The sequence below is a fragment of the Promicromonospora sp. NPDC060271 genome, from assembly GCF_042726755.1.
GTDB lineage: Bacteria > Actinomycetota > Actinomycetes > Actinomycetales > Cellulomonadaceae > Promicromonospora.
The window spans coordinates 1-18763 of the sequence record NZ_JBHXBG010000109.1; the positions used below are offsets into that span (position 1 = coordinate 1).

An 18763-nucleotide genomic window follows, 5' to 3' on the forward strand; every position below is an offset into this window, starting at 1 on the left:
ACGCCGGGCTACCCTGCCCTCCGTGAACCAGAACCCGTGGATCAAGCTGCTCGGTGACGTCGTCGAGGCCGTGGCAAGCACCTTCCTCGACCAGGGCGACCGCCGCACCGCCGGCGACCGGCCGGCGCCGGGGCCGACGCCCCGGGACCGCCGTCCGGCCTCGGGCCGGAACCTGCCCGAGACCGATGGTTACCCCGGCGACTACGTGGGCACGGTCAAGCCCGTCTACCGGCCCGAGCTCGACGGCGAGCCCGACCCGGGTGAGATCGTCTGGTCGTGGGTGCCGTATGAAGAAGATCACAGCCAGGGCAAGGACCGCCCGGTGCTGATCGTGGGCAACGACGGCCCCTGGCTCCTCGCGCTGCAGCTCACCAGCCAGGACCACGACCGCGACGCCGCGCAGGAGGCCCGCGCCGGCCGCCGCTGGATGGACATCGGCACCGGCTCCTGGGACAGCAACGGCCGCCCCTCCGAGGTGCGCCTCAACCGCGTGATCCGCATCCACCCGGACGCCGTCCGCCGGGAGGGCGCGATCCTCGACCGCGCCGTCTTCGACCAGGTCGCCGCCGCACTCTGACCCCGGACGTGTCAGACGCTCAGGCCACTCCCGTGACCTGAGCGTCTGACAGGTCGAGCCTGGATCTATGGCTGGATCGACGTCACCAGGAACGCGGCCAGGAGTACGAGGTGCACGACGCCCTGCAGCGTCTTGGCCCGGCCCGGCGCGATGCTCAGCATCGCCACGACCACGGAGACCGCGAGCAGCACCATCTGGACCGGCTCGAGGCCGAGGGTGAGCGGCCCCTCCATCCAGATCATCGCGACGGCGATGGTGGGGATGGTCAGGCCGATCGACGCCATGGCCGAGCCGTAGGCGAGGTTGAGGCTGGTCTGGACGCGGTTGCGGAGCGCGTTGCGGACCGCGGCTATCGACTCGGGTGCGAGGACGAGGAGCGCGATCACCACGCCGACCACCCCGTACGGCAGGCCCGCCGCGGCCACCCCGTGCTCGATGGTGGGCGAGAGCAGCTTGGCCAGGAAGACCACCGAGACGAGCGCGAGGACCAGCAGCGCGACGCTGATCCACGCCTCCTTCGCGGCCGGCGGGTCGGCGTGGTCGTCGCCGTCCTCGTCCTTGATGACGCCCGTGACGCGGCCGTACCTGTCGCTCGTGACGGGCAGGAAGAAGTCGCGGTGCCGCACGGTCTGGGTGAAGACGAACGCCCCGTACAGCATCAGCGACGCCACGGCCGCGAAGGCGAGCTGGAAGGGCGTGTACGCGCCGCCGTCCGCCGACGTCGTGAACCGTGGCAGGACCAGCGTGACCCCGGCCAGCGCGATCACCGTGGCGAGCGCCGACCCGGTGCCCGACGCGTTGAAGCTGACCAGGTGATGCTTGCTCGCACCGACGAGCAGGGACAGCCCGACGATCCCGTTGAACGTGATCATGACGGCGGCGAACACGGTGTCCCGGGCGTAGGTGCTTGCTGCGTCGCCGCCGCTGCTCATCAGCATGATGATCAGGCCGACCTCGATCACGGTCACCGCCACCGCGAGGATCAGGGAGCCGAACGGCTCGCCGACCCTGTGCGCAACGACCTCTGCGTGGTGCACCGCCGCGAGCACCGAACCGACCAGAGCGGCGCCGATCGCGGTCAGGATCACCGGGTGGTCATGGCTGCTCCACGTCACCACGAGGAGCACCGCGGCAAGGACTGGCACCACCACGGTCCACTGGAGACGGCCTCTCAGAGTCGCGGTAGTCATGGTTGGGATTCTAAGGTGGCTCGTCAGGGTCCTTTTTGGCCGACGGCGGCCGTAGCCGGTGTCACACCGGACTCCTCGCCCGAGACGCCCCAGCCTCTGGTAATCTTGGAGGTCGCGTGTCCGCCCAGGTCGGCGGGCACAGTCCCAGCTCCTCTCCACGGGTCCCCACCCCAGTCCCGGAGCTGCGACCGCCCTCTACGACCTATCCGCTCGCCGTCAGGCGAACACACCAGGAAGTCCCATCGTGGCAAACATCAAGTCCCAGATAAAGCGCATCAAGACGAACGAGAAGGCTCGTCTGCGCAACAAGTCCGTCAAGTCGGAGCTGAAGACCCACGTGCGCAAGGTGCGCGAGGCCGTCGCAGCCGGCGACAAGGAGACCGCGACGGTTACCCTTGCCACCGCGTCGCGCAAGCTCGACAAGGCAGCGGCCAAGGGCGTCATCCACGCGAACCAGGCCGCGAACCGCAAGTCGGCCCTCGCGAAGGCCGTCGCCGCTCTCTGAGCCGCCCCAAAAGACGCCGTCCACCCACGGGGAGGACGGCGTCTTTCGCGTCCCCGCCTGAGCGTTGAGTGCGTGATTTTTGTGCGTTTGAAACGCTCCAACGCGCAAATACCCCGCACTCAACGAGCGCGGCTTTGTCAGCGGCGGGAGCGGGCGATCGTTAGGACCGCACGTTCCACCGCGAAGACCGGGTCCCTTGACTCGCCCTTGACGTCCGCGTCCGCCTGCGCGACGGCGGAGATCGCCGCCGCGAGGCCCTCCGGCGTCCAGCTCCGCAGGTCCTTGCGGGCGCGATCCACCTGCCAGGGCGCCATGCCGATGTCGCGTGCGGAGAACCCGCCGCCGCCGCGCATCGACGCGACCTTCGCGAGGTTGCGCAGCCGCAGCGCCAGGGCGGCGACGATGGGCACGGGGTCCAGCCCCGTGTCGAGCGCGTGCCGCAGGAGCGCGACGGCTCCCCCGGCGTCACCGGCCACGGCGGCGTCGGCGACGCGGAAGCCCGTCGCCTCGACGCGTCCGCCGTAGTACTTGTCCACGGTCGCCGCCGTGATGGTGCCCGTCGTGTCGGCGATGAGCTGCGAGCAGGCCGACGCGAGCTCGCGCAGGTCGCTGCCGAGGGCCTCCACCAGGGCACGCACCGCCTCGGCGTCGGCCCGACGGCGAGCGGCCTTGAACTCCCCTGCCACGAACGACGCCTTCTCGCTGTCCTTGGTCACCGGCTCGCAGACCATCACCGGCGCACCCGACTTCGTGATGGTGTCGAGCATCTTCTTGCCGCGCTGCCCGCCACCGTGCACGACCACGAGGACGGTCTCCTCGTCCGGCGATCCGACGTACGAGACGAGGTCGGCCATCAGCTCCTCGGTGCCGGACTCAGCCGACCGGACCACGACGATCTTGGCCTCGCCGAACAGGGAAGGGCTCGTGGCGACCACGAGCTGGCCGGGACCGTACGTGGTGCCCTCCAGCTCGACCTTCTCGATCTCGGGGTCACGCGCACGCGCCAGCCCGACGACGCCGTCCACCGCACGTTCGGCCAGGAGGGGCTCGGCCCCGCGCACGAGCACTACCGGGGCGAGCGTCGGCTCGTCCCAGCTCCGGCCGGTGGCAGGTGTGGCGGTACGGCGCTTGGTCGCAGGAGGCACTGACACAGCCTGCCACGCACCACCGACAATCACTCCCAGAGGAGGTCGGCCACCGCCATGCGCCCGCCGTCGGTCCAGGCGTTGGCGACCACGCACGCGCCCGCCACCGCGCAGTCGGCGACGCCTCCGCCGACCAGCTCGATCTCGCGCTCGACGGTCAGCCGGGCGAGCACCGAGCCCGTGCGGTCGGCGACCACGCGCTTGCCGTCGTCGTACAGGCAGTTGTCAGCGTCGACACCGCCGTCCGGCGTGGTGGCGCACTGCACGAGGCGCACCGTCGCGCCCTGCGCGTAGCCCTCACCCGTCACCGTGACCCGGCCCTTGTCCGTGCCGAGCTCCTGCTCGGAGAGGACGAGCGTGGGCGCCTCGGGCGGCTCCGAGCCGTCCGGCAGGGGCGCGGCCGCCGCCGCGAGCACCACGTCGGACAGATCGGCGACGGCCAGGGCGCACGGGTCCCCGGTGCAGTCCACCTCTGACACCGAGCCGACGTTGACGAACGCCCGGGCAGGTCGCGTCGCCGAGATCCGGCCCTCGGCGTCCGCCACCACCTGCTCGCTGGTCGACATGTCGCACTCGTCGAGCGCCTTCGCACCCGCCGTCGTGCCGCCGGTGCACTGGACCAGGTACTGGTTGCCGCCCGTGAAACCCGTGCCGCGCACCACCCAGGAGCCACCGGCGGTACGGACGGTGATGGCCGGCGCGTCGCCGGAGTCCTCCGGGTCGCCCGACGACGTCGGGCCGGCGCTGCTCGTCGGGCCGGGCTCCTGCGCCGGGCCGGGGTTCGGCGGAGCTGCCGTGCAGGCAGCCAGCGCGAGCACGACGGCGATGACCGGGATTAGCGGACGCGCACGCATCACGGGTAGCCCAGGAAGACGTCGATGCTGCCCGCGATGCGCCAGCTCCAGGTGTTGCGGTCCCGCATCCAGCTCACTCCCTCGTCCCACACGTGGTACTCCTGCTCGAGATAGCAGGCGACGGCATTGGTCTGGTTGAGCTCGCCGAGGTCGGTGCGGTACTGGCGGGCATCGTTCGTCCCGGGACTGGCCGAACCCACTATCGACGTCATGATCCGTGCGCACTTCCGGCCGGCCGCCGACACGTACATCACGTGGGTGCCGAACCGGTCGGCGGAGAGCTTGGTCTCGCACGACCGGTTGATGGCGTTGGAGTGGATCGGCACGTGCACGTCCGCTCCCACCCGGTTCGAGTTCGCGATGTTCTCCGTGGTCAGACCGGTGCCGCGGACGACCTTGTAACCACGCTCCAGCAGGTTGAGCTGCTTGGCGTCCGTGTGGGTCGTAGCGGTCATCGCGACCAGCCGGGAGTTCGCGTTCTCGCTGAACCCGTCGCAGCCCGTGTTCGTGTGGCACACGGTGTCGCCCCGGTCGTGGCATGCCTGGGAGAGGTAGACGACCTTGCCGTTCCAGTTCTCCGGGACGTAGGTGACGTCGGCCGACGCCGCGGGGGCCACCGCGAGCAGCCCGGTCAGGACGAGCGCCAGGGCGGTGAGGCCGGTCAGGAGCCGGCGGGGTGTCGCGCGCATCGTGGCCTCCTCAGCCCAGGTCGATCGGCAGGTCGGTCGCGGCGCACATGTCGCCGCCCGTCGCGTACGCGAAGGCGAGGCAGTCCCCGGCGAGCGTGAACCGCACCGAGTCGATGTCGCCGTTGCTGTGCGCGGTGAACAGGAGCGCCTGCCAGACGTCGCCCGGGTACACCCCGGCGTCGGACAGGGCCTGCTCGAACCCGGCCGCCACGTCGACCGTCGCCTCGCCCTCGTCGATCCGGACCTTGGTGGGTGCCAGGCGCGCGCCCGGCAGGTAGGACGCGAGGACCTCGTCGACCGCCTTGGCCAGAGTGGTTCTCGCCGAACCCTTCCCGACCGACCGGGTGGTGGCCTGGACGTCACCGTCCGGCGCGCAGCCCAGGTAGGGCGTGGTGGCGCCGTCGGCGGAGCGGGGACCTTCGGGAATCTCCGGGCACGGTTCGTCCGTCGACGGCGGGTCGCCCGCGATCGCCTCGGCGTCGAGCTTCGCGCGGTCCTCGCCCGATGTCGTGTCCATCCCGGCCACGACGACGGTCCAGCCGTCCAGCACCTCCGCCGACTCCTCGAGCCAGGTGTCCGCGGCCGCGGGATCCTCGGCGACATCCACCCGGACCGTCTGATCGGCCTCCGAGACGTCGGTGACCACGGCCTGGGCCAGGAGCTCCTGCCGCAGCTCGAGCTGTGCGGCGGCCTGGTCCCGCCCCGCGGCACTGAACGCCATCGCCGGTACGAGCAGAGCCGCCGTCACGGTCACCGCGATGGTCCGGCGGTACCGCCGGACGGTCAGCTTGAGATCAGCCACGAAGCCCCCCTTCGTAGGTGCTGACGAACTCTCCGTCCTCACCCACGGTAGAGCGGCCCACGGGATCCGCAACGTTTCGCGAAGTGTGGCGCGCCTGCCGCAATACCTCGGCGTGACCTGGTACAAGAGGTGTGGGTGTGCCGGACGGCGGCCACCCGGGAGGCCGTCCGGGTGGACGTGGTCAGCAGCCCGCCAGCGACACCTCCTGCCCGCGCACCACGAGTGCGACGGTGCCGCACTCGTCGGTCCGGACGACGGCCGCGCCGACGCCCGCGTACAGGTCGAGCGCCTCGTCGGTCGGATGGCCGTAGTCGTTGTCCCGACCCGCCGAGACCAGCGCCACCGCCGGGCGGAGGCGTTCCGCCAGCGCACGGGACTGCACCGCCGAGCCGTGGTGGGCCATCTTGACGACGTCGGTCCGCCCGGCCAGCGGCACGAGCTCGGCCTGACCCGCGTCCTCCAGGTCGCCGAGCGCGAGCACGTCGAGACCACCGGTCCGGGCCGCGAGCACGACGCTCGAGTCGTTCGCGCCCTCCCCCGCACCCGCCAACAGCACCTGCCAGGTCAGGTACCCTGCCGTCCCCCGGTGGCCTGTCCGCGCGACGCCGACAGGCACGCCCGCGGCCGCCAGTGCCGCCCCGGTCGCCGCCGCGTTCGCGGCGGGCTCCGGCACCGGGGACACGAGCGCCGCCGCCACCTCTCGCCCTGCCAGCACCGGCCCGAGGCCGCCCACGTGGTCCGCGTGGAAGTGGCTCAGCACGAGCAGGTCCACCCTGGCCACGCCCAGCTCGTCGAGGCAGCGGCCCGCAGCGGGCCCGTCGGGGCCCACGTCGACCACCACCGCCGACGTGGGCCCGGTGCGCAGCGCCAGCGCGTCCCCCTGCCCGACGTCGCACGCCGCCACCGACCAGTCCCGCGGTATGCCCGGGCGGACGGCGAGGCGCGGCACAGCCACCACGACCACGAGCACCGCCGCCGAGCCGGCCGCGAGGAGCGCCACGACGCGTGCCCGCGTGAGCCGGCGGCGCCGCGTAGTGAGCGCCGCGCGCAGGCCCGACCGGGCCGCCGTGCGCCAGGACTCGGGCCAGCCCGGCAGCGGGGCACGCCGCAGCACCACCCACAGCACGACGCCCGTGAGCGCCGCCAGTATGAGGGCGCCCGGAGGCCCGCCCAACCACGGGACGACGGCGCCAGGGAGCGCGGCACACCAGTGCGCGACCACCGCGATCCACCACGTGGCGCCGCTCGCTGTCCAGGCCACGAGGCCCGCGAGCGTCGGCAGTCCCGGCGCGAGCACCGTCGCGGCGAGCCCGAGCACCGTCGCGGGCACCACTGCCGGGGCGGCCAGCAGGTTCGCGAGGACCGACACCGTGGACACGGACGGATCGAGCAACACAAGCACCGGGCCGCACGCGGCCTGCGCGGCGAGCGGGACCGCCAGGGCGAAGGCGGCCGCGTCCCCCGTCCAGGGCGCGAGCCGAGCGGCCAGCGGCGTAGCGAGCAGCACGAGCCCGCCGGTCGCTGCAGCGGACAGCGCGAACCCGAACGAGCGGGCCAGCCACGGGTCCGCCACCAGCAGCCCCACCACCGATGCCGCGAGCGCCGGAACCGACTGCGACGGCCGCCCGATGGCGACGCCGGTCAGGGCGAACGCTGCCATGACCGCGGCGCGGAGCACGGCCGGCTCCGGTCGGACGAGCGCGACGAAGGTGAGGGAAGCGAGCGCGACGAGGGTCACCCTGACCGGCCTCGGTAGCCGGGCCAGCGAGCAGAGCAGCGTCAGGACGGCGACGACCACCGCGAAGTGACCGCCCGAGACCGCGGTGATGTGAGCAAGGCCGGTGCTGCGTAGTTCCTCGGCGAGGTCGTCCGGGAGGCGGGTGGTGTCGCCGATCGCGGCGCCCGGGACCAGCCCGCGGCCCTGCGCGGACAGCGGGTCCGTGACGTCGAGGAGTGCCGCGCGGTGGGTGTCGAGCACTCGCAGGCCCGCGGGTGGGGCGCGGATCTCGCTCGCGCCGTCGGCCGCCAGGCGGCCGGCCTCCGCCGCGCCGGGCTCGGCGGGCCGCAGCACACCCGAGACGGTCACGGTCGCCCCGTACCGGGGCGCGGTGCTCGACAGCACCTGAACGTGCGCCCGGACCGCCGAACCAACGCCTCGCGCTTCCATGCCGCGGACCGCGAGGACCCAGCGGTGCTGCCCTGCCCCGGGCGTGACCGGCCCCGGAGCGAACGAGAACGGCTCCGGCTGGGAGACGACGAGGCCGGTGAGGGTCACGGTCACCCGCTGTTCGGCGAGGTCGCCGAGCGGGGCCCGCCCCGCGGCCTGGACATGCGTGGAGGCCGTGACCGCCAGGGCGCAGGCAGCGGCGAGGGCCGCGTGCGCGACCACGGGCCGGCCTGCCCCTCGCGTCAGGGTCGCCGTGAGCAGCAGGTGGAGGCAGGCGGCCGCGACGAGCGCCGCCGCCGCCCACGTCGCAGGGCCGGTCCAGCCTGCTCCTGGCCCGGTCAGCAGCCAGGCCACGAGCCATACCGCAAGGGCCGCCGGCGCCATCCGCAGGTCGGTCATGGCCCTACCCGTGCGCTGTCGCGGAACTCGGCCAGCGTCGCCGGGCCGATACCCGGCACGTCCTCCAGCTCGTCCACGCTCGCGAACGGCCCGTTGGCCGTACGCCACTCGACGATCGCCTGGGCGATCGACGGACCGATGCCGGGCAGGGCCTCCAGCGCGGCCGCGTCCGCGGTGTTGATGTCGACGGTGCCCGTGGATCCGCCGCCCGGGCCTGATCCGCCCGTGCCCGATCCGCCCGGGCCCGAGGCCGGCCCGCCGGCTCCGGGCACAGGAGCCCCGGGTACCTGCTCGCCCGGCTCGGGCACGTACAACTGCTCGCCGTCGACGACCGCGCGTGCCAGGTTCACGGCGGTCAGGTCGGCCTTGCGGGTGGTGCCGCCTGCCGCCTCCAGCGCATCCGCCACGCGGGCGCCGGCGGGCACCGTGACGAGCCCCGGCTCGGCCACCTCGCCGACGACGTGCACGAGGAGGCCGCCGTCCGCTCCGCCGGCGGAGCCCGCTGCCGGGGCTGTCGGCAAGGGGCCGCTCGGCGCGGACGGCCCGGGCGGCACCGACGAGCCCGCTGGTCCGTCCGCCTGCCCGCCCACCGGCTCCCGGTCGGCCGCCAGCCGAGCCAGCGGCTCGTCGCCGCCGCCCAGGGACAGCGCCGCAGCACCCACGCCGAGCAGGAGCACGGCAACCAACCCGACCACCGCCGTCGTGCCGTTCAGTGCCCACCTGCGGGCGCCCTGCTCGGGCCGAGGGTCGGTCGGGTGGCCGTGCGCGGCCGCGTAGGCCGCGGCCACCCCGGAGGCTGACCGCCTGGAACGCAGCCGGGCCACCAGCTCGTCGGCATCGGTTCGGGCCACGTCCGTCCGGGCCGCGTCCGTCAGCGCCTCGTCCGGGCTGCCTTGACCGGGGACCGGCTGGGCGCCGGGTCCGTGCACCGGGCTGAACGGCCACGGGTCGGGAAGCTGCTGTTGCGCGGTCTCTGGCTGCATGGATCAAGACGCTAGGCGGGCTCCGCCGTCCGCCGGCACGCTCCGCGCCCCACCTGTGCACAGACACGGAAGAACCTGACCTGTGGTCGCGCTCGCGGCCGCACCGGGCCGTCGTGTGGGTCTGCGCGCAGGACCGACGAGATTTACGGGCGATCCCCGATGAGTTCTGCCAGGCACCGTCGTCTGACCTGGTAGAAAGCGCGAGAAACGCCACAGAGTCAGGAGCTAGCACGATGACGGACAAGAAGACCTTCACCCTCGAGGTGCCGAGCGGCGTCCTCACCTACGACGTGCGCGAGGCCGCGACGCCGTCCGACGAGCCGCCGCTGGTGCTGATCGGTCTCCCGATGGGAGCGGAAGGGTTCACCACGCTCGCCGGCCACTTCACGGACCGGACCGTCGTCACGTACGACCCGCGTGGCGTCGAGCGCAGCACCCGGGACCTCGACACGGAGACCGAGCTGCCCGGCGTCGCCACCCATGCCGAGGACGTGCACCGCGTCATCGAGGCGGTCGGCGGTGGACCGGTCGACCTGTTCGCGTCCAGCGGCGGCGCGGTGGTGGCGCTCGAGCTGGCGACGGCTCATCCACAGGACGTGCGCACGGTCGTCGCGCACGAGCCGCCCCTGGCCACCGCGCTCCCCGACCGGGAGGCGATGACCGCAGCCATGACGGACATGCACGACACCTACCAGGCGAAGGGCTTCGGCGCCGCCATGGCGAAGTTCATCACCGTGCTCATGACAGAGGGTGAGCTCACGGCGGACCACGCGAAGCAGCCCGACCCCGACCCGGCCGCGTTCGGCCTGCCGACCGAGGACGACGGCTCGCGCGACGACCTGATGTTCGGCGTGAACATGCTGGTGCTGCCGCCGTACGAGCCGCGGTACGAGGCGCTCAGGTCGGGCGGGCCCCGTGTCCTGATCGCCGTCGGCGCGGACACCGGCGAGCAGATGACCGGCCGCGCCGCTCGCGGGGCGGCCGCGCTGCTCGGCTCCGAGCCGGTCGTCTTCCCCGGCGGGCACGGTGGGTTCAGCGGCGGTGAGTACGGCCAGCCTGCCGACAAGCCCGTGGAGTTCGCTGCGAAGTTGCGCGAGGTCCTGACCAGCTGACGTCCGGCCGGGCCGAGCCCTCGGGCCTCAGTGGGCGTGGTCGCCCAGGTCGGCGACCACCACCGCGAGCGTGCCCGGGCCGACGTGGACCCCCAGCACCGCACTCAGCGGTGTGACCTCGACGTCGACCCGGGTACGCGTGTGCAGGCGACCCGCGAGGGCGAGCGCCCGGTCGTGCGCGCCGAAGTGGTGCACGGCGACGACCGGCCGCGTCGCCTCGGCGACGAAGCCGGCGGCCTGCTCCAGGAGGCGCTCGGCGCCGACCGCCCGGGTCCGCACCCGCTGGGAGAGCTCCACCGCGCCGTCCGAGAGCTTCAGGATCGGCTTGACCCCGAGGACCGTGCCCAGCGCCGCCGCCGGGCCGGACAGCCGGCCGCCGCGACGGAGGTGCTCCAAGGTGTCGACGACGAACAGGGCGTGCGCGGTCCCTGCGACCTCGATGGCCCGGGCGGCCACATGGGCGGCGTCGGCCCCTGCGGCGGCGCACTCCGCGGCGGCCCGGGCGGCGAAGCCGAGGCCTGCCGCGCCGGTCCGCGAGTCGACGGCGCGCACCTGCAGGGGCGACCGAGCGGCGGCGGTACCGGCGGAGCCGACGGTGCCGGACAGCGCCCCGGACAGGTGCACCGACACGATGGACCGGGCGCCCTCGTCACCGAGGGCGCGGTAGACGGCCGCGAAGGCCTCAGGGGGCGGCTGGGAGGTGGTCATCTGAGCGCCCTCGGCGACCAGCTCCGCCAGCCGCTCCGGCGTGACGTCCTCACCCTCCGCGTAGACCTCGTCGCCCACGAGGACACGCAGGGGCACCACGACCGGGCCGCCCGGCAGACCCATGGGCAGGCAGGCGGTCGAGTCGGTGACGACCCGCACCTCCTGAGGTGCCGGGCGGGATGTACGACGTCGGGTGCGCATGACCGCGCCACTCTATCCGCGCGGGCATCCGCACGACGAAACCGCGCGTTCTCCCCGCGCGCGGCGCGCCGGCCCGACCTAGCATCCGAGACATGCCCGATGCATCGACGCCCGACCTCGCCGCACTGCGGGAAGCTGCCGCGGCAGCCCAGAAGGCCCTCGAAGATGCGGAACGCGCCGCCGAACCCGCCGGTCCCGCCGTCGCCCAGCCCACCGGCCCCGCCGTCCAGGGCTACGCGGCCGAGGTAGCCGCCGGCTATGCGGCGGAGGCCACGCTGCCGCTCGGCGCTCTGCTCGAGGGTGAGCCGGGCGGGGAGGCCATCCCGAACCCGCAGGTCCAGGTCGGTTTCGCGCTCTCGATGCTGAACCGGCACGGCCTCGTCGCCGGCGCGACGGGCACCGGCAAGACCAAGACCCTCCAGGGCATGGCCGAGGGGCTCTCCCTGGCCGGCGTGCCCGTCTTCCTCGCGGACGTCAAGGGCGACCTGTCCGGGCTCGCGATCCCCGGTCCGGACAACCCGAAGGTCGCGGAGCGCGCCGCGAGCATCGGACAGGACTGGACGCCCACCCAGTACCCGGTCGAGTTCTACTCGCTGGGCGGGATCGGCAAGGGCGTCCCGATCCGCACGACGGTCACGGACTTCGGGCCGCTGCTGATGTCGAAGGTGCTGGGGCTGAACGAGACGCAGGAGTCGAGCCTCACGCTGATCTTCCACTGGGCCGACAAGAAGGGCCTCGCGCTGCTGGACCTCAAGGACCTGCAGTCGGTGATCGCCCACCTGACCTCGGACGAGGGCAAGGACGAGCTCAAGGGCATCGGCGGCGTCTCCGCGGCAACGGCTGGTGTCATCCTGCGCGAGATCGTGGGCCTGGAGGGCCAGGGCGCCGACGTCTTCTTCGGGGAGCCCGCCTTCTCGACGTCGGACCTGATCGCCACCAGGGGCGACCTCGGTGTGCTGAGCGTGCTGGAGCTGCCCGCGGTCCAGGACCGGCCGCAGCTGTTCTCGACCTTCCTCATGTGGCTGCTCGCGGACCTCTTCCAGGAGCTGCCCGAGGTCGGCGACGCCGACAAGCCCAAGCTCGTGTTCTTCTTCGACGAGGCGCACCTGCTGTTCGCCGACGCCTCGAAGGACTTCCTGCAGCAGGTGGTCCAGACGGTCCGGCTGATCCGGTCCAAGGGCGTCGGCGTCTTCTTCGTGACGCAGTCACCGAAGGACGTGCCGGCCGACGTCCTGGCCCAGCTCGGCAACCGGGTGCAGCACGCGCTGCGCGCCTTCACGCCCGACGACGCCGCCGCGCTCCGCGCCGCCGCGCGCACCTTCCCCACGTCGCCGTACGACCTGGAGCGCCTGCTGCAGGAGCTCGGCACCGGCGAGGCCGTGGTCACCGTGCTGACGGAGAAGGGTGCGCCCTCGCCGGTCGCGTGGACCCGGGTGCGTGCCCCGCAGGCCTCGATGGACCCCGCGGGAGACGCCGAGATCGACCGGGTGGTGGCCGCGTCACCCGGTCAGGCCAAGTACGGGACGGCGGTCGACGCCGAATCGGCGTTCGAGCTGCTCCAGGCGAAGGCCCAGGAGCAGGCCGCTGGGCGCGCCGCCGCGGAAGGCGAGGCCGCGGCCGCCGAGGACGAGCGCGAGATCGCCAAGGAGCGTGCCAAGCTCGAGCGGGAGGCCGCCACCCGCGAGAGGGCGGAGGCCCGGCACAAGGAACAGGCTGCCCGGGAGCGGAACCGTGTGGTGGGCTCGCTCGCGAGAACGGCCGGCACGGTAATAGTCCGCGAACTGACCCGCTCCCTCTTCGGCACCCGCCGCCGCTAACCCCCGCCGTTGAGTGCTGGATATTTGCGCGATCCAGCGGCTGAATCGCGCAAATACCCAGCACTCAACGAACTCGCGGGACTGGGGCTGTGGATAGCAAGCAGAGCCTCGCAATGCGTTTGACCATAAACGCGTGGCATCCGATATCTTCACGGTCTCAGAAGCGCCCGCTCGCGGCGTCAGCAGACACATATTGCGAAACGGCCGGTTCCTCGCCCCGACCTCTGGCGTGCGGATCGACGACGCCGACCCGTCGCTCATCGACCGATGCCGAGCGATCGCGCGTGTCATCCACCCCAATGCTGCATTCGCGCGCACGACGGCGCTGCGCCTGCTCGGTGTCGACGTTCCCTGGCAGCTCGAGGACGATCACGCGATCCACATCGTGACCCCGCGTCGCGGTGAGCGGCCGCAGCGGTACGCGGTTGCCCCGCATTTCTGCGGGCAGAAGCAGTTCGACGTCATCGACCGTTTCGACCTGCGGATCACGTCCGCGCCGCAGACCTGGCTCCAGGTCGCGCACCGTTTGAACAGAAACAGCTTGGTCAGCCTCGGTGACGCAATGACACGCCGCAAGAACCCCCTGACCACGACCGATGAGCTGAACTCTCTGATGCGTGAGACCTTCAAGATGAAAGGACTCACGCTCTGCCGGGAGGCCATCGAGCTGATCCGTCCCGGAACCGACTCACCGATGGAGACCGACCTACGGCTTCTCATGGTCGACGCCGGGCTGCCCGAGCCCGCGGTCAATGTGCCGGCGCTGGATGACAAGGGCCGGTTCCTCGCCCTCCCGGACCTTTCCTATCCACGCCTCAAGATCGCAATTGAATACGACGGAGACCATCATCGGACTGATCCGGCGACCTGGCGCCGCGACGTCGAGCGCCGGCAGCTCCTGGAGGACTCCGGCTGGTTGATCGTCACGGCCACAGCGGACGACGTGATCCGCTACCCCGAGCGGTTGATCGCCAGGATCCGAGCCGCAATCAGAAAGCGTCAAGTCCTAGCAGAGTGCTGAGTGCTGGGTATTTGTGGGTTCCAGCGGCCAGAGCCCACAAATACCCAGCACTCAACGAGGGGTTAGGCCGGGACTATGTTGACCAGGTTGGGGGCGCGGACGATCACCTTGCGGACACCCCGGCCGTCCAGGAACTTGACCACGTTCGGCTCGCCGAGCGCCGCCGCCTCCAGGTCCTCCGCGGAGATGTCCGGCGCGACCTCGAACTTGGCCCGCACCTTGCCCTGGACCTGGACCACGCAGGTCACGGTGTCCTGGACCAGGTACTGCGCCTCGGCCGTCGGGAACGGCGTGTGCGCCAGCGACTCCTCGTGCCCGAGCCGCGACCACAGCTCCTCCGCGATGTGCGGCGCGATGGGCGCCGTCATCAGGATCAGCGGTTCGACGGCGGAGCGCGGCACGGCCGAAAGCCCCGTGAGGTGGTTGTTCAGCGTGATGAGCTTCGCGATCGCCGTGTTCGGCCGCATGTGCTCCATCTCGACGCGCACGTCGGCGATGGCGCGGTGCACGGCACGCAGGGTCGCGGTGTCCGGCTCGTCGTCGGTCACCGTGAGCTCGCCGGTCTCCTCGGAGACGACGTTGCGCCAGAGCCGCTGCAGGAACCGCTGCGAGCCGACGACGGCGCGGGTGTCCCACGGGCGCGACAGGTCCAGCGGGCCCATCGACATCTCGTAGACGCGGAACGTGTCGGCGCCGTACTGCTCGTACATGTCGTCCGGCGTCACGACGTTCTTGAGCGACTTGCCCATCTTGCCGTACTCACGGTTGACGGGCTGACCCTGCCACGTGAAGCCGGTCTGCTCGTCCCCCTCGACCTCCTCGGCCGGCACGTACTGGCCGCGCGAGTCGGTGTAGGCGTACGCCTGGATGTAGCCCTGGTTGAACAGCTTGCCGAACGGCTCGATGCTCGTCACGTGGCCGAGGTCGAACAGGACCTTGTGCCAGAACCGCGCGTACAGCAGGTGCAGCACCGCGTGCTCGACACCGCCGACGTACAGGTCGACGCCGCCCGCGGGCCCGGACGTCGGGTTGTGCTGCGGCCCGAGCCAGTACTGCTCGAGCTCCGGGAGCGCGGCCGCAGTGGTCTCCGTGGGGTCGAGGTAGCGCAGGTAGTACCAGCACGACCCGGCCCAGTTGGGCATGGTGTTGGTGTCGCGGCGGTACTTCTTGGGCCCGTCGCCCAGGTCGAGCGTGACGTACACCCAGTCGTCGTTGCGGCCGAGCGGCGCCTCCGGCTCGGAGTTGGCGTCCTCCGGGTCGAAGGTGCGCGGCGCGTAGTCCGGCACGTCGGGCAGGTTCACCGGCAGCAGCTCGTCAGGGATCGCCACCGGACGGTCGTTCTCGTCCCAGACCACGGGGAACGGCTCGCCCCAGTAGCGCTGGCGGCTGAACAGCCAGTCGTTGAGGCGGTAGGTCGTCGTGCCCTCGCCGATGTTCTTGCTCTCCAGCCAGGCGATGATCTTCGCCTTGGCCTCGGCCACGCCGAGCCCGTCGAGCGAGATCTCGTCGTTCGCGGAGCGGACGGCGACGCCGTCACCCGCGTACGCACCGACGTGGTCCGCCGGCAGGCCGCCCTCGGGCTCGACCGTGTGGATCACCGGCAGGTCGTAGGCCTCCGCGAACGCGTAGTCGCGCTCGTCACCGCCCGGCACGGCCATGATGGCGCCGGTGCCGTAGCCCATGAGCACGTAGTCCGCCGTGAACACCGGGACCTGCAGCCCGCTGGTCGGGTTGACGGCCAGGTGCCCGGTGAACACACCCGTCTTCTTGCCCGCGTCCGCCTGCCGCTCGACGGCGGTCTTCGCGGACGCCTCGCGGCGGTAGGCGGCGACGGCCTCGATCGGGGTGTCGTACCCACCCGTCCAGCTGCTGCGCGTCCCGTCGGGCCAGGCCGCGGGCACCTCGTCGAGCAGCGGGTGCTCGGGGGCGACCACCATGAAGGTGGCGCCGAAGAGCGTGTCGGGGCGGGTGGTGAACACCTCGAGCGTCCCGGCCGCGCCGGCGGCGTCGCCCTCGGTGGTCCCGACGACGTCGAACCGCACGTTGGCGCCGACGGACCGGCCGATCCAGTTGCGCTGCATCGACTTGACCTTGTCCGGCCAGTCGATCAGCTCCAGGTCGTCGGCCAGGCGGTCCGCGTACGCGGTGATGCGCATCTTCCACTGGCGCAGGTTGCGCTGGAAGACGGGGAAGTTGCCGCGCTCGGACCGGCCGTCGGCGGTGACCTCCTCGTTGGCGAGCACCGTGCCGAGGCCCGGGCACCAGTTCACCGGGGAGGAGTCGACGTACGCGAGACGCTGCGCGTCGACGACGTCGCGCTGCTCCTCCGCGCTGAGCGCCGACCAGACGGCCCCGCCGGTGTTGTCGCCGTCGTGCCCGGGGACGGGGCGCGTACCAGCGGCCAGCTCGTCGCGCAGCTCGGAGATGCGGCGGGCTCGGCCGCGGCCGGAACCCGTCGAGGGGCCGGGGCGCTCGGCCTCGGCGTCGTACCAGGAGTCGAAGATCTGCAGGAAGATCCACTGCGTCCAGCGGATGTACTCGGGATCGATCGTCGCGAAGGTGCGGCGTGAGTCGTGCCCCAGGCCGAGGCGGCGGAGCTGGCGCCGCATGTTGACGATGTTGGCCTCGGTGGTCACGCGCGGGTGCTGTCCGGTCTGGACCGCGTACTGCTCGGCCGGCAGGCCGAACGCGTCGTAGCCCAGTGCGTGCAGCACGTTGTCGCCGCACATGCGGCGGAAGCGCCCGGTCACGTCCGTGGCGATGTAGCCGAGCGGATGGCCGACGTGCAGGCCCGCACCTGACGGGTACGGGAACATGTCCATGATGAAGTACGGGGCACCCTCGGCCGGGCTCCCGCCCGGCCCCGTAAGTCGCCCGTCCGGGTTCGCCGCGTGGAAGGTTCCGCGCTCCTCCCAGACGTCCTGCCAGCGCAGCTCGATCTGCTGCGCGAGGGTCGGGGTGTAGCGGAAACGGGGCTCGTCCGAAGACGTGGTGCGCTCGGGTGCGTCGGGCATGGTCACCTGCCCGAGTCTACCGACCGACGGGGTCCCCGGCCCTCGCTCGTCCACAGGGTGAAGGTTCATCCGACATTCGCTCGCACCTCCCCCCGCGTTCCCTCGTCAGGTGCTCGAATTGCCCGCATGATGCCCTCGTTGCGAAAGATCCTCGCCGCCAGCATCGCCGCCACCGTCGTGTGGACGGCCTCGACCGCCGCCTCCGCCGCGCCGTCGCCCGCGGACGACGCCGACCCCGCGCTCGCCTCCGCCTCCGCCTCCGCCACTGCCGGGAACGGCCCGGCCGACCACGTCGTCTTCCTCGCCCTGGACGGGTTCGACGTCGAATACCTCGACCTGGTCCGTGACGGTACCGCGGAGATGCCGAACCTCCGCCAGCTCCTCCGCCGGGGCAGCGTCACCACCTCGACCGGCGTGATGACCTCGATCACCAACCCGTCGTGGTCGTCGGTCGCGACCGGCGCCTGGCCGGAGACCCACCGCAACACCGCCTACTGGTTCGACCCGGCCACCGGCACGGCCAGGGGCCAGCAGCGTGACCTCGCCGTGCCGACCATCGCCCAGTCGGTCCGCGAGCAGGGCGGCACCGTGTTCTCCGCGCAGTGGTTCGTCCTGCACAACTACGGCGTCACCTACGGCGACCCGGACGGGCTCTACACCCAGCCGGGCGGCGACTGCGCCCGCCGCACCGACGACGCCGTCGCCGTGCTGCGGGGCGAGCCCGTCAGCTCGGGCGGGCAGCTCGTGACCGCGAACGGTATCCCCGAGCTCATGACCGTCTACTGCGACACCCTGGACGCGATAGGGCACGAGGGCGGCGACGCGGACCCACGCATCCCCGGCGCGCTCGCCGACATCGACCGGCAGCTCGGACGCATCGTGCAGGCCACGAAGGACGCCGGGACCTACGGCCGCACCGCGTTCGTCATCACCGGCGACCACGGCATGACCACGTTCGACAAGGGCTTCGGTGCCGAGGCGCTGGCCGCGATCGAGGCGGCGGGCTTCACTCCGCAGATCCTGACCAGCGGCCGGTCGCCGGCCCCTGGCACCGACGTCGCGATAGTCGTCGGCGGTGTCGCGGACGTACGGATCATCGGCGAGCGCGCTGGTGACCCCGCCGCCGTCCGGCGGCTGCACGCGGCGCTGGAGGGGCTGCCACAGGTGCGGAACGTCTTCGACAAGGACGATCAGCGCCGTATGCACATGAGCCCGCACTACGGCGACCTCGTCGTCGAGCCGGAGCCGGGCTGGTCGTTCGGTGCCACACCCGCCGGGCCTGCCGGCCGGCACGGCGCCACCACGGAGCTCCACGTCCCGCTGGTGCTGGCCGGAGCGGGTGTCCGGCCGGGCGTTCAGCCCTGGCGGCCGCGCCACATCGACATCGCGCCGACGATCTCGGCACTGCTGGGCTACGCGCCGCCGTCGGGCAGCGAGGGCAGGACGCTGCGCGAGGCACTGCGCCGCTGACGGCGGTCGCGCCCAGAGCGACCCGACGCGAGGCGCCCGGGGCCGCGAGGCGACAGCACGGAGACGGGGTGTGTTGCTGTGCGTAGACAGTGTCGACGCACAGCAACAC

15 protein-coding genes are annotated in these 18763 nt (G+C 72.2%); 6 read left to right on the forward strand and 9 right to left on the reverse strand.

All coding sequences use genetic code 11. The annotated features are described in order from the left end of the window. Window positions 1–22 precede the first annotated feature (22 nt). Window positions 23–577, forward strand: coding sequence for a type II toxin-antitoxin system PemK/MazF family toxin (locus ACFWE2_RS16775; protein ID WP_377225370.1), 555 nt, complete (start codon window positions 23–25; stop codon window positions 575–577). A 65-nt stretch (window positions 578–642) separates the two neighbouring features. On the opposite strand, the gene ACFWE2_RS16780 is transcribed toward ACFWE2_RS16775, so the two are convergent. Further along, a complete protein-coding gene (locus ACFWE2_RS16780) occupies window positions 643–1767 on the reverse strand; it encodes a calcium:proton antiporter (protein ID WP_377225357.1) in 1125 nt (374 codons plus the stop codon). A gap of 244 nt (window positions 1768–2011) precedes the next feature. Between ACFWE2_RS16780 and rpsT the strand changes: the two genes are divergently transcribed. Continuing rightward, window positions 2012–2272 carry a 30S ribosomal protein S20 gene (rpsT, locus tag ACFWE2_RS16785; protein ID WP_377225358.1) on the forward strand — a complete coding sequence of 87 codons (261 nt, stop codon included), beginning with the start codon at window positions 2012–2014 and terminating at the stop codon, window positions 2270–2272. A gap of 137 nt (window positions 2273–2409) precedes the next feature. Here rpsT and holA read toward each other — a convergent pair whose 3' ends face one another. The 6 genes from holA to ACFWE2_RS16815 all read right to left on the reverse strand — a co-directional run bounded on the left by holA (window position 2410) and on the right by ACFWE2_RS16815 (window position 9311). Beyond that, window positions 2410–3417 carry a DNA polymerase III subunit delta gene (gene holA, locus ACFWE2_RS16790; RefSeq protein ID WP_377225359.1) on the reverse strand — a complete coding sequence of 336 codons (1008 nt, stop codon included), beginning with the start codon at window positions 3415–3417 and terminating at the stop codon, window positions 2410–2412. A gap of 29 nt (window positions 3418–3446) precedes the next feature. Beyond that, entirely contained in the window at window positions 3447–4271 is an 825-nt protein-coding gene (locus ACFWE2_RS16795; RefSeq protein WP_377225360.1) for a neocarzinostatin apoprotein domain-containing protein, read from the reverse strand. Next, window positions 4271–4960, reverse strand: a complete 690-nt coding sequence (locus ACFWE2_RS16800; protein WP_377225361.1) for a hypothetical protein — start codon at window positions 4958–4960, stop codon at window positions 4271–4273. The genes ACFWE2_RS16795 and ACFWE2_RS16800 overlap by 1 nt, the downstream gene beginning before the upstream one ends. A 10-nt stretch (window positions 4961–4970) precedes the next feature. Further along, the gene (locus ACFWE2_RS16805; RefSeq protein WP_377225362.1) at window positions 4971–5762 is read right to left on the reverse strand and encodes a hypothetical protein; all 792 of its coding nucleotides are present in this window, start codon (window positions 5760–5762) and stop codon (window positions 4971–4973) included. 181 nt (window positions 5763–5943) lie between these two features. After that, a complete protein-coding gene (locus ACFWE2_RS16810; protein WP_377225363.1) occupies window positions 5944–8328 on the reverse strand; it encodes a ComEC/Rec2 family competence protein in 2385 nt (794 codons plus the stop codon). Further along, window positions 8325–9311 carry a helix-hairpin-helix domain-containing protein gene (locus ACFWE2_RS16815; RefSeq protein ID WP_377225364.1) on the reverse strand — a complete coding sequence of 329 codons (987 nt, stop codon included), beginning with the start codon at window positions 9309–9311 and terminating at the stop codon, window positions 8325–8327. The genes ACFWE2_RS16810 and ACFWE2_RS16815 overlap by 4 nt, the downstream gene beginning before the upstream one ends. Before the next feature lie 233 nt (window positions 9312–9544). Here ACFWE2_RS16815 and ACFWE2_RS16820 point away from each other — a divergent pair, with 233 nt between their 5' ends. Next, window positions 9545–10423, forward strand: coding sequence for an alpha/beta fold hydrolase (locus ACFWE2_RS16820; RefSeq protein WP_377225365.1), 879 nt, complete (start codon window positions 9545–9547; stop codon window positions 10421–10423). A 27-nt stretch (window positions 10424–10450) separates the two neighbouring features. On the opposite strand, the gene ACFWE2_RS16825 is transcribed toward ACFWE2_RS16820, so the two are convergent. Further along, window positions 10451–11332, reverse strand: a complete 882-nt coding sequence (locus tag ACFWE2_RS16825) for a DegV family protein (RefSeq protein ID WP_377225366.1) — start codon at window positions 11330–11332, stop codon at window positions 10451–10453. A gap of 92 nt (window positions 11333–11424) precedes the next feature. Between ACFWE2_RS16825 and ACFWE2_RS16830 the strand changes: the two genes are divergently transcribed. Both ACFWE2_RS16830 and ACFWE2_RS16835 read left to right on the forward strand, forming a co-directional pair. Continuing rightward, the gene (locus ACFWE2_RS16830) at window positions 11425–13149 is read left to right on the forward strand and encodes a helicase HerA-like domain-containing protein (protein ID WP_377225367.1); all 1725 of its coding nucleotides are present in this window, start codon (window positions 11425–11427) and stop codon (window positions 13147–13149) included. A gap of 133 nt (window positions 13150–13282) precedes the next feature. After that, on the forward strand, window positions 13283–14170 hold the full coding sequence (locus tag ACFWE2_RS16835) for an endonuclease domain-containing protein (RefSeq protein ID WP_377225368.1): 888 nt from the start codon (window positions 13283–13285) through the stop codon (window positions 14168–14170). A 62-nt stretch (window positions 14171–14232) separates the two neighbouring features. Here the strand turns inward: ACFWE2_RS16835 and leuS are convergent, their stop codons facing one another. Then, window positions 14233–17184, reverse strand: coding sequence for a leucine--tRNA ligase (gene leuS / locus ACFWE2_RS16840; RefSeq protein ID WP_377225371.1), 2952 nt, complete (start codon window positions 17182–17184; stop codon window positions 14233–14235). Between the two features lie 126 nt (window positions 17185–17310). Here leuS and ACFWE2_RS16845 point away from each other — a divergent pair, with 126 nt between their 5' ends. After that, the gene (locus ACFWE2_RS16845; RefSeq protein ID WP_377225369.1) at window positions 17311–18654 is read left to right on the forward strand and encodes an alkaline phosphatase family protein; all 1344 of its coding nucleotides are present in this window, start codon (window positions 17311–17313) and stop codon (window positions 18652–18654) included. Window positions 18655–18763 lie beyond the last annotated feature (109 nt).